The organism is Rhizobium sp. SG741 (assembly GCF_012275435.1).
GTDB classification, from domain to species: domain Bacteria; phylum Pseudomonadota; class Alphaproteobacteria; order Rhizobiales; family Rhizobiaceae; genus Rhizobium; species Rhizobium lusitanum.
In genome coordinates this window covers 852,333-864,280 of the sequence record NZ_JAAZQP010000001.1, presented here as the reverse complement: position 1 = coordinate 864,280, position 11,948 = coordinate 852,333, and the positions used below count along the sequence as shown (strand labels likewise).

The following is an 11,948-nucleotide window of genomic DNA, read 5'->3' as shown; positions in this document are numbered from 1 at the left end:
ACTAATTTACAACCATTGGCAAGTCAAACTGGCTCCTACAGCTATTCGGTAGATGAAAGGCTTGCAGCAAAACGATCGCGCGCATTATGCAGGCTGAGCGACAGCCGCAGCATCCACGGCAGCGCAGTCCATAGACCCGAGGTCAATCCCGCCTGCCGCAATCCGGCGGCCGTCCAAGTATTGCATCCCATCAGTGGATTGAAATATCCCCTCGCCTCGAAGAACGCATCGTTCTCGCCGTAATTGCTGCCCGGCAGGGACACCGGTCCGCTATCAGCCTGCGCAAGGCTGTCGAGGACGAATTGCTTCAACCGCTCAAGGCCGCCGTCATCGATGCTGAGCACGGTCACCGCAGGCGCATTTTCTGGGATGGCGCCCGCCAACTCGGCATGGATGACGGACTGATCCAAGGTGAAACTCTTCAGCACCGGTTCCACCTTCAGGTCCGCCCAGGTCGGCGTCTCAGTATAGAAGCTCCGGCCGCCCCAGCCGAAAACGAGGTAGCGCAGGTTCGGATTGTCGAGATCAAGCCCCGCCGCTCGCAGAAAACCGAAGCGGGCCATGAGATCGTCGTCGACGGGGATGGCGATGTCCGTATGAATGGGATTGCTGAGCACGAGGATGCGATGGGAATGTTCGGCCAGCGCAGGCTCGTCATGCCAGAGCGGCCGCGGCACGGCGATTCCGAAAGCGGCAATCGCAACAAGCGCCAGCACGGCGAGTAGAACGCGTTTGAATATTTTCGCAATCGACAACCGGAAGCCCCTACCCGACGTGAGATGTCTTCAAGTGCTTGTTGGCTCTTTCAAGGCAAAAAACATCCCCATGCACTTTTCCCGAGTACATGGGGATGTTTAAATCCGCAGCCGCCGGGCTTTGCGTCAGGCCGCCTTCGTCTTTGCACGGCGCGCCAAATGTGCCACCACATTCTCGATCATCCGCATGCCTGCATCGCCGCCGAGCGTCATGATCGATTCCGGATGGAACTGCACGGCCGCGATCGGTTCCTTCACGTGCTCGATACCCATGATCGTGCCATCCTCGCTTTCGGCCGTGATCATGAAATCACGCGGCAGCGTCGAAGGATCGGCAAAGATCGAATGGTAGCGACCGACTGTGACTTCGCGGCCGAGGCCGGAGAAGACAAGGCCCGGTTCGAGCACGCGGATGCGCGAAGGCTTACCGTGCATCGGCAGTGCGAGGTGGCGCAACTCGCCACCATAGGCTTCGGCCAGTGCCTGCAGCCCCAGGCAGACGCCGAAGATCGGCAGGTTGCGCGCCCTCGCCTTCTTGATCGTCGCCTTGCAGTCGAAATCCTTCGGATTGCCGGGTCCCGGCGACAGCACGACCAGATCGGGATCCAGCCGGTCGAACACCTCTTCCGGCACCGGCGTGCGCACGGTCGAAACGGTCGCGCCCGTCTGGCGGAAATAATTCGCAAGCGTATGGACAAAACTGTCCTCGTGGTCGATCAGCAGGATCTTCACGCCCTTGCCGACGGAGGCAACGTCGCGCTGCTGCTTGCCGGAATTCGCAGCCTTGGCATCACGGATGGCAGACAGCATGGCGGAGGCCTTCAATTCGGTTTCGGCTTCTTCTTCCTCGGGGATCGAGTCGTTGAGCAGCGTCGCGCCGGCCCGCACCTCGGCAATGCCGTCCTTGATGCGCACGGTGCGCAGCGTCAGGCCGGTATTCATATCGCCGTTGAAGCCGACCATGCCGATCGCGCCACCATACCATGCGCGCGGGCTCTTTTCATGGCTCTCGATGAAGCGCATGGCCCAGAGCTTCGGTGCACCGGTAACGGTGACGGCCCATGCGTGGCTGAGGAAACCGTCAAAGGCGTCCATGTCGTCGCGCAGGCGCCCCTCGATATGATCGACCGTGTGGATGAGACGCGAATACATCTCGATCTGCCGACGCCCGATGACCTTGACCGAGCCCGGCTCGCAGACGCGGCTCTTGTCATTGCGGTCAACGTCGGAGCACATGGTCAGCTCGGACTCGTCCTTCTTAGAATTCAACAGCTTCAGGATCTGCTCGCTATCGGCGATCGGATCGTCGCCGCGCTTGATCGTGCCTGAAATCGGGCAGGTCTCGATGCGGCGGCCGGAGACGCGCACGAACATCTCAGGCGATGCTCCCACAAGATATTCCTGATTGCCGAGATTGATGAAGAAGGAATAGGGCGACGGATTGATCGCCTTCAGCCGCTTGGAAATATCCGAAGGCTTGCTCTCGCAGCGCTCCATGAACTTCTGGCCGGGCACGACTTCGAAGAGATCCCCCTTGCGGAAGCTCTCCTTCGCCTTGACCACCAGCTCGGCATATTCGCCGGGGCGGTGATCGCTCTTCGGCGGGATGGCATCGGTATTGCGGAAGGGCTCGGCGGAGATCTCGCCGGACTTACCCTCGGTCGAAATGCCACCCTTGGCGAAGTCGTAACGGTCGATCCAGGCCTTGGCGGAGTAATTATCGACCACCAGGATCTCGTCCGGCAGGTAGAGCACCATGTCGCGCTGGTCGTCCGGGCGCTTGAGCTTCAGGTTGATGGCATCGAACTGGAAAGCAAGATCGTAGCCGAAGGCGCCGTAGAAGCCGATGCTGGCATCCGCCTGCGAATAGAACAGCTCCGTCACCGCGCGCAGCACGGTAAACACGGTCGGCATCTTCGAGCGTTCTTCCTCGGTAAACACCCGATCCGGCGTCTTGACAGTCAGGTCGAGCCGGCGCGGTGTCGAGGCACCAAGCGTCAGCTCGGAAACGGTCTTCAGCTTCTCGGTGATGAAGCCGAGAATGGCTTCGCCGCGCTCGTTATAGGCTTCGATCCAGACGTCGCGGCCAAAGCAGGAAAGGCCAAGCGGCGGGTCGACGATGGCGGTATCCCAACGCGTGTAGCGGCCGGGATATTCGTAGTTCGACGAGAAGACCGCGCCGCGGCGCTCGTCGAGCTTGTCGATATAGGACGAAACAGCATCCGCATAAGGGGTCGGCCGACGCTGCCGGGTAACGGTGATCCCGCCCTTCGTCTCGTAGATTTCCGCACCATCATCCCGAAGGATCGTTACCATTGTTCCTTACTCCGTTATCGGGCCCGGATGACAGGCGGCCTTTATAACAAAAAAGCCGCCTCGAAATCTCGGGCGGCTCACTCGTGGTCTTTGAACACGATTGGTCGAGGCCGCCTCAGCGAGCCCACCACCAAACTGCAATGTTGTTCAAGGACATATTCATGGCGTGAATTGTTAGCGTGAGATGCGGTGATGCGCAAGCCGCAATCTCAGCGAATGGGCAGAAACGATTTTCCGTCTCTGCCCACCCTTCCGCTACTCTTGCGCCCGGGCCGCCTCGAAGAACTCTTCCGGTCCCTCCACTTCGATCAACCGCTTCCGCTCGATCAGCCAGAAGCGGTTGCCGATGTTGCGGACGAAGCTGCGGTCGTGGGAAACGAGCAGGCAGCTTGCCTCGTTCGCCCTCAGCTCGCCCTCCAATGCCTCCTGGCCGTCGATGTCGAGATGGTTGGTCGGCTCGTCGAGCAGGTAGAAGTTGGGATTGGTCAGCCGCAGCACCAGCATGGCCAGCCTCGCCTTTTGCCCGCCGGAAAGCCTGCCGATGGCGCGACCCTGCATGTCGATGCCCATGCCAGCGCCGGCAAGCAGTGTGCGTGCCCGTTGCTCGCCGAGTTCGAACAGCCGCGTGATCACGCCAAGCGGCGTATCGTTCTGGCCGAGATTGGAGAGAGACTGATCGCTGTAGCCGAGCACCAGCGACGGTGTCACCTTGACCGCCCCCAACGTAATCTGATCAGCAATGGCCTTGCGGATCATCTCGACAAGCCGGGTCTTGCCGGCACCGTTAGGCCCGAGCAGGACGATGCGGTCCCCCTGGCAGATCCAGCGTTTGCCGGTCTTGAACAGCAGCGTTCCATCCGGCGTCTCGACGGAGGCCTCGTCAAGCGTCACCAATATCTTTGCCTGAGTGCCGCGATTGGCGAGCTTGATCGCACCGGCTGAACGCTCCTGATAGCCTGGCCGGGCTGCATCCTCCAACCGCTCGGCTCGCGCCTTCAACTGCTTCGTCTTCGTGGTCAGCAGATCACTGCCGGAATTGATGCCGATATTGTAGAGCTTGGCCGCCTGCTTGCGCAGCTGCTGTGCCGCCTTCATGTCCTTCTGGTAGCGCCGCTCTTCCGAGGCATCGGCCTCCTCCAGCGCCGCCCGCGCCCGGCTGTATGGCAGCGCGTAGATCTGCGACTGCTCCTGACGCAGGAACAGCGTCCGGTTGCTGACGGCATCGAGGAAGGCGCGGTCGTGGCTTGCGATCAGCACGGCCACGTCGCGCGGCAGCGCATTCAGCCAGTCCTCCAGCAACGCGATCTTGGCGAGATCGAGATGGTTGGTCGGTTCGTCCAACAACAAGACGTCCGGCTCGGTCACCCAGACACGCACTAGCATGGCAAGTCTTTGCCAGCCACCGCTGAGCCGAGAAAGCGCCCTCTCCCGCATCGCAGCCGGGACACCAAGCGAATCAAGGGCGACGTCGACGCGCCAGCTTTCGCTCGCGATCTGCTCCTTCGGCAAGGCACGCAGAACAGCATCGTAGAAGGAAACTTCAGCCAGATCCGCGGGCACATTCTGTTCGACATAGCCGACCCGAAGACCGCGGGAGCGGGTGATGTCGCCGGTCGTGGGCTCCAGCCTGCCCGCAAGAGAGTTGAGCAGCGTGGTTTTTCCACGTCCGTTCGCAGCGACGATCCCGATGCGATCACCGGCATCGACGGTAAGATTGAGGTTGGAAAACAAAGGCGCACCCAGGGTAACGCCAAAATTGCGGAGATTGATCAGAGTCATGGTTTCTTCCGGTCCTGATCAAGCATCACGAATGCATCGTCAGCGGCTCTTGCCGCCGTTCCACGCGCACGTCGTCGGCCGTATATCGGCCAATGCTCGAAAACATGTCATGACGCGGCGACACGAGCACGAAGGCGGTGCGCCACGTCTCCCAAAAGGGCAGACCAGAAGAAATGAGTGAGTTATAGCCTCTGATCAGCCCTGCAAACGCATCTGCAGGGCCTGAGTCGGACCGAACTGGCGAATATGCCAGACTATCTTGGTCATACGGTCCTCCTCTCTTTTCTCTCGATAGGTTAAAGACTGCACGCTTCTAATAACACCGAACATTGCGATTTTCAATTACACAACCTCGCGATGCCGCGGCTCAAAGGCAAAAAAGAGGCGATGCCGAAGCATCGCCTGAGTTTGCTGCCTCGATGTGAAAGCTCAGAACCTTTGCGTCAGCGTCAGCTTGAAGGTTCTGCCGGGCTCGGAATAGTAGGCCGAAGGCTGTGTGAGGCCCGTGGACGCCACATTGAGCGAGTCGTAGTAGGTCTTGTTGAAGATGTTGTAGACACCGGCGCGCAGCGACAAGCCCTTCACCTGCTCCGGCTCCCACCAACCCGTCAGATCGAAGATGCCGTAGCCGCGAGTGCGGAAATTATCGCCATCCTTCTTCGGTTCGCTGGTTGCGGTGACGAAGGTAAAGTCCGTACCCCAGACCTCGGTCGCATATCCCACAGTGAAGGCGGCCTTGGCGGGAGCGACGGAATCGATCCATTCGCCGCTGTCGGAGTCCTTACCGTTGACATAGGCAAGAGAGCCCTTGATATGGATGCCATTGTCGAACTTCTTGTGCGCATTGACCTCGACACCGAACATCCGGACATTGGCGCGGTTGAAGTATTCGGTAATGCCAAGAGGATAGGTGCGCGTCGGATCGGCCGATGTTTCCGAGTCGATGAAGTTCTTGTACTTGTTGTAGAAGCCGCCGATATGGCCGCCGAAGTCGTCGTCGCCGAGATTGGTGCCGATTTCGACGCCGTTGCTGGTCTCCGGCTTCAGGTCCGGATTGCCGTAGCTGACATAGCCGCCGGGCACGCCGTAATTCACGTAGAGCTCGCTGACATTGGGCGCACGGAAGGCCATCGCCCATTGCGCATAGAGCTCGACATTGTCCTGCGGCTGATAGGATGCGCGCAGCTTCGGCGAGAAGCGGCTGTCGGACTGACCGGATGACAGGCCGCTATAATTGGCACTGTCGCGATAGGCATCCGTGTTCTTCGGCGAGTAGTCGTACCAGTCGAAGCGCAGACCCGGCGTCAACGAGACGTTGCTGGAGCCCAGCTCGATCTTGTCGTCGATGAAAGCACCAACACGCTTGCCGTCGACATCAGGCATATCGGACTGGTTGGTGTGCAGGAAGGCGCAAGAAGCACGCCAACGCGGGTTACTGCAGCTATCCTTGCCGGCTGAGTACTGGTGAACCTTGTCGAAGGCGACATCGAGACCGAAGGTGACCTGATGATGCAGGCTGCCGGTATCGAAAGACTTTGATGCGTTGCCGGCGAAGCCGATACTGCGATCTTCCATTTCATTACGGCGCCAATAGTCGCCGATGACGGATGTATAGCGATAGCCTTCCGCACCACCTTCACGCAGAAGATTCTGCCAGTAGAAAACGGCATTGGCGGTATCAAGCAGCGAATCGGCACTCTCGGCTTCATATTTGTAATCAAGAGAAACGCGATTGCGCTCGACATTGTCTGTCCCATTATAATCGCCGGGCCGGAAGTTTCCGGTCGGGCTCTGCAGGGTCATCAGATCGGTGGTTTTATCCTTGTTGTAGTGCTCGGCCGTGATGCCGAAGGTGCCGACGTCGGTATATTGACGGATCTTGAAGAGACCGCTTCTCTGATTGTAGTCAGCGGGGTTAGCCTCGGTACGCTTGGTCGAATAGCCGCGGATATCGCCATTGTTCTCAAGCTCATGACCATGCGTGTAGCCGCCCTGGAAGAGAACGGCGGTATTGTCGATGCGCTTGGCAACAGCGGCTGAACCGCCGATGCTGCGGTCGTCGCCATTATAGCCGAACTTGAAAACACCGCCCCAGGTAGAACCGGGCGCAATCAGATCTTCCGGCTCCAGCGTACGCAGCACGAAGGCACCGCCGAGAGCGCCCGAACCGGCACGACTGGAATCGGCGCCGCGCACGATATCGACGCTCGAGAGCGCGTTGAAATCAAAGCTGTTGACGCCGCCATTGCCGCCATTATTGGCGCCATTGGCGTTGCCGCGCGAAGCATCGAGAAGGAAAGGAATTTGAATGCCGTCGACCGTCGTCAGCACACGGTCATCACCGAGGCCGCGAATGTTGACACCGCCGGTAGCGCGGTTGAAGCCGACGCCGACCTCGGTGCTGCGGCCAAGGTCCTCGATGCGCGTGATCTGGTTGTCGTCGATCTGCTTTGCAGTCGTCTCTGTGGCGGTCGGGGAATCGGCAAGCACATCCTTCGTCGCCTTGCCCTTGCCCTTGACCACAATCGGCTTCAGGCTCGTGACGCCATCGCTCTTGGCCGCTTCGCCCGTCGCCTCGTCGGTCTGAGTTGCTGTTTGCGCGTAAGATGTCGTCGCCAGCCCTAGAGCCAGAAACGCAGTGCATGCCAAGAGAACCGAGCGGGAGCGCCGGACAACCATAACCGTTCCTTTCGAACTGCTTCACCGGGCTGGCTGGTTGCTGCAACAGAGGCAGACAAGGGGCTGGCTGGGTTAGTTTTGCTAACAAAGCGGAAATATTCCGCCCTCTTTCTGCCGCATAAAAAACATGAGTATTATTGTCAATATATCTAGTGCCCATAATCATGAATAAAATTATCATGTTTAAAGACAAACGGAAAAAGTTGCTGAATTGCAACGAAATGGCCGCATCAAGCGTTCTACCGGCATCATCATTAGTATTGGCTGAATTATTTGATGCTGTTCCGATTCGTTTCCGTAGTCCCTGCCATGATCTTACTGGCAGCCGCCTCTCTTCCGCAGACCGGCCCGATACCGCAACAAAAACCGGATAGCGAACAAGCCCAACCATCCGCTGAACCGCCGATCCCGGCGGAGAAACCCATTGCGCCCGCGGAAAAGCTCGTTACTCCCGTGGAGAAGTCAGCACCCCCGGAGGACGAGCCGACGACCGGCGAGATGCAGGGGCCGCCTCGGCCGCCACTGACCATCGCTTCGGAATCGGACGAAGAACACAAGACATGCCTCTCCGAACTGAGTGCCATGGGCGCCACTTTCAAGGAGATTCCACGCATTGACGACGGCAATGGCTGCGGCATCGACAAGCCGATCACGCTTTCCTCGGCCCTGCCAGGCATCGAATTCAAACCGGAGGGCAAGATGCGCTGCGAGGCCGCACTGGCGCTTGCCCATTGGGTCAAGGAAAGCGTGATTCCATCGGCTGCTGCATTGGACAATGGCAAGATCGTCACCATCAACCAGGCTTCGACCTATGTCTGCCGCCTGCGCAACAATGCCTCCACCGGCAAGATTTCCGAACATGCCCGCGGCAACGCCATCGATATCGCCAGCTTCACCTTCGAGAACGGCAAGACCATCGGCATCGAACCGCGCCGCGAAGATCCGACATTGACGGGCGCATTCCAGCGCGCCACGAGCGCGTCGGCCTGCCTCTATTTCACGACCGTCCTCGACCCGGAAAGCGATGCCGCCCACGAAACGCACTTCCATCTCGATGTGCTCGAAAGAAACGGCGGCTTTCGATACTGCCACTAGAAGGCGGTATGGGCGACAATCCTCAGGTCGTAACCCTACCCTTGGGGCACATCGGCGTTCGAGAACCACAGATCCCTGTAGATCGCGACTGCCGTCTCATCCGGGGAGCGATCCTGCGTCAGCCAGACCGATCGGATAGACCGGGCTCCACCGACGGTTGGGACCTTGCTGCATTGCTCTGGATCCGACGCCCCGATACAGGGAATGAACCAGGCCGGCATCAACGCCCGAGCACTGTATCCATGCTCCGTGCGCGTGATCAAAACGGCGAGACCGATCCTGTCACTGGCTTGCCACGGCACGATGATCCGGCCTTCGGGCCGCAGCGCCTGAAGCCATGAGATGGGTGGCGCCACGACGCCCGCATTCACATAAATCAGATCGGCAGCCGGTAGCTCCGCAGAAGTCGCGTCGCCATGGATAACCGAAATGCCCTCGAAGGATGCGAGATTTTCGCGCGTGCGGTTCGCCAACGTCTCATCGATTTCGACTGCGTGAACATGGCCGCCGGGTGTGACAAGCGTCGACAGAAGAGCAGTGTAGTAGCCTGTCCCAGTCCCGATCTGGATGACAGTCTCGCCCGGCTTGGGAGCGACAGCACCGAGAAAAGCGGCGTGGAGAAACGGCTCTCCATTGTTGATACCCTTTGACCTGTCCAGACAGACAAGCACGTTCTGGTACAGAAAGGCGGGATCGTCGCTTGGTGTTTCGAGGTGGCGTCTGTTGACCACGATCTGCCAGGGTCCGGGACCCATGAACGCTTCGCGCCTTACGAGCCTGAAAGCCTGCTCCAGTCTTTCATCTGTCGAGTTGCTGGCCGCCGCCATCATCTTCGCATGGAAAGCGCGTATATCGTCCAAACTGGCACGGCCATCTGCGGTCATGATCTGCCTCCGCTATCACATAAGATGATGTCGATACGCACCAAGCCATACGCGTAGTTGAATCAAATTCAGAACTTAAAACAATCCCTCGATGTAGCCCTGATCATTGAGGAAAATCCTCTCCGCCGCCGGCGATTTCGGCAGGCCGGGCATGGTCATGATCTCGCCGGTAATGACGACGACAAAGCCGGCGCCGGCCGAAAGCCGCACCTCGCGAACCTGTACGATATGCCCCTCGGGGGCGCCGCGAACGGTCGGGTCCGTCGAGAAGGAATATTGGGTTTTGGCCATGCAAACAGGCAGGTGGCCGTAGCCTTGGTCTTCCCAGGAACGCAACTGGTCGCGCACGGCCTTGTCAGCCGTGACCTCGCCCGCGTGATAGATCTTCGACGCGACGATCTCGATCTTCTCCAGCAAGGAAAGATTATCGGGATAAAGCGGCTGGAATTTCGCCTGGCCGGATTCGGCAAGTTCCACGACCTTGTGCGCGAGATCCACAATCCCGGCCGAGCCCTCGGCCCAATGGCGGCAGAGGATCGCCTCGGCGCCGAGCCGCGCGACATAATCCTTGAGCGCCTCGACCTCGGCCTCCGTATCCGAGACGAAATGATTGATGGCCACCACGACGGGCACGCCGAACTTTCTGACATTGGCAACGTGCCGGCCAAGATTGGCGCAGCCTTTGACCAGCGCTACGACATTCTCCTTGCCGAGATCGTCCTTCTTGACGCCGCCATTCATCTTCAGCGCCCGGACAGTCGCGACAATGACGGCCGCGTCCGGCGAAAGTCCCGCCTTGCGGCACTTGATGTCGAAGAATTTCTCCGCGCCGAGATCAGCGCCGAAGCCCGCTTCCGTCACTACATAATCGGCAAGTTTCAACGCCGTGCGCGTGGCGATCACCGAATTGCAGCCATGGGCGATATTGGCAAAGGGACCGCCATGCACCAGCGCCGGGTTGTTCTCCAGCGTCTGCACGAGGTTCGGCTGCATGGCGTCCTTCAACAGCACCGCCATGGCGCCGTCAGCCTTCAGATCGCGGGCATAGACGGGCGTGCGGTCGCGACGATAGCCGATGATGATGTTGCCGAGCCGCTTTTCGAGATCCTTGAGATCCGAAGCAAGACAGAGGATCGCCATGACCTCGGAGGCAACGGTAATGTCGAAACCGCCTTCCCGCGGAAAACCGTTTGCAATGCCCCCGAGCGAAGCGACGATGTCGCGCAAGGCCCGGTCGTTCATGTCCATCGCCCGACGCCAGGTGATGCGGCGGATGTCGATATTCTGCTCGTTGCCCCAATAGATATGGTTGTCGATCAGCGCGGCAAGGAGATTGTGGGCCGAAGTGACGGCATGGAAATCGCCGGTGAAATGCAGGTTGATGTCTTCCATCGGCACGACCTGCGCATAGCCGCCACCCGCCGCCCCGCCCTTGACGCCAAAGCAGGGGCCGAGCGACGCCTCGCGCACACAGACGACTGCCTTCTTGCCGATACGGTTCAAACCGTCGCCAAGGCCGACGGTTGTGGTGGTCTTTCCCTCGCCGGCCGGCGTCGGGTTGATGGCGGTGACGAGGATGAGCTTGCCATCCTTTTTGTCGGCTTGCGCCGCAATGAAACCGGCGCCGATCTTTGCCTTGTCGTAGCCATAGGGCGCGAGATCTTCCGCCGGGATGCCGAGCTTGGCACCAATCTCGATGATCGGCAGTTTCTTCGCAGCGCGCGCGATTTCGATATCGGATGCCACCGTTGCCATAAAACTCGCCCTCGGCCTTAATATGCAGTCATTCCCTTGTCGGGATAGCTCAATAAATATCCACTGTGAATAGCCGCGATTCGCTGTCCCACGCGAAACTGACGAGCCTTGTCGCCGAACCGAGGCGCGCTTATTGTCCGCGCGCAAATGCAGGATAGAAAAGGAAAATATATGAAGTCCCTGGAACTACTGGTCGAGCGCATCATTCTCTCCAGCCGCTGGCTTCTGGTTGTCTTCTATCTTGGGCTCGCAGCCTCACTGGCGGTCTACGCCGTATCGTTCGCCTACAAATTCTACAAGGTCGCCATCAACGTCTTCCAGTATGACGAGGCCGACATGATCCTTGCCATTCTCGGCCTGATCGACGCCGCCCTGGTGGCGAGCCTGATCGTGATGGTGATGATTTCCGGCTACGAGAATTTCGTAAGCCGTTTCGATGAAGCCGAGGACGAAGTTTCCTTCCTCGGCAAGCTCGATTCAGGCAGCCTCAAGATCAAGGTCGCCTCCTCTATCGTCGCGATTTCCTCGATCCACCTGCTGCAGATTTTCCTGAACGCCACGCAGTATGACAACGCCAAACTGATGTGGTTCACGATCATACATCTTGCCTTCGTCGTCTCGGCGCTGCTGCTTGGCTTCCTGGAACAGATCATGTCGAAAGCCAAAAGCAATAAGAACGGCTGAG

The 11,948-nt window shown here is 59.1% G+C and carries 8 protein-coding genes; 2 read left to right on the top strand and 6 right to left on the bottom strand.

From position 1 onward, the window contains the following. Positions 1–41: 41 nt before the first annotated feature. From FHT29_RS04400 to FHT29_RS04385, 4 genes are all read right to left on the bottom strand, one after another. A complete protein-coding gene (locus FHT29_RS04400) occupies positions 42–749 on the bottom strand; it encodes a TIGR02117 family protein (RefSeq protein ID WP_348644853.1) in 708 nt (235 codons plus the stop codon). A 132-nt stretch (positions 750–881) separates the two neighbouring features. Next, complete coding sequence (locus FHT29_RS04395) at positions 882–3,071, bottom strand: anthranilate synthase (RefSeq protein WP_047562636.1); 2,190 nt, start codon at positions 3,069–3,071, stop codon at positions 882–884. Positions 3,072–3,326: 255 nt separating this feature from the next. Beyond that, entirely contained in the window at positions 3,327–4,850 is a 1,524-nt protein-coding gene (locus tag FHT29_RS04390; RefSeq protein WP_047562634.1) for an ABC-F family ATP-binding cassette domain-containing protein, read from the bottom strand. A gap of 429 nt (positions 4,851–5,279) precedes the next feature. Further along, positions 5,280–7,529, bottom strand: coding sequence for a TonB-dependent hemoglobin/transferrin/lactoferrin family receptor (locus tag FHT29_RS04385; RefSeq protein ID WP_047562629.1), 2,250 nt, complete (start codon positions 7,527–7,529; stop codon positions 5,280–5,282). Positions 7,530–7,805: 276 nt separating this feature from the next. On the opposite strand from FHT29_RS04385, the gene FHT29_RS04380 reads away from it, so the two are divergent. After that, positions 7,806–8,624 (top strand): extensin family protein, encoded by an 819-nt coding sequence (locus tag FHT29_RS04380; protein WP_047562627.1) that lies wholly within the window; start codon positions 7,806–7,808, stop codon positions 8,622–8,624. A 35-nt stretch (positions 8,625–8,659) separates the two neighbouring features. On the opposite strand, the gene FHT29_RS04375 is transcribed toward FHT29_RS04380, so the two are convergent. Both FHT29_RS04375 and FHT29_RS04370 read right to left on the bottom strand, forming a co-directional pair. Then, entirely contained in the window at positions 8,660–9,508 is an 849-nt protein-coding gene (locus FHT29_RS04375; protein WP_047562624.1) for an rRNA adenine N-6-methyltransferase family protein, read from the bottom strand. A gap of 75 nt (positions 9,509–9,583) precedes the next feature. Then, positions 9,584–11,263, bottom strand: a complete 1,680-nt coding sequence (locus FHT29_RS04370) for a formate--tetrahydrofolate ligase (RefSeq protein WP_047562621.1) — start codon at positions 11,261–11,263, stop codon at positions 9,584–9,586. A gap of 171 nt (positions 11,264–11,434) precedes the next feature. On the opposite strand from FHT29_RS04370, the gene FHT29_RS04365 reads away from it, so the two are divergent. After that, positions 11,435–11,947, top strand: coding sequence for a TIGR00645 family protein (locus tag FHT29_RS04365; RefSeq protein ID WP_080760686.1), 513 nt, complete (start codon positions 11,435–11,437; stop codon positions 11,945–11,947). The last annotated feature ends 1 nt before the right edge of the window (position 11,948 follow it).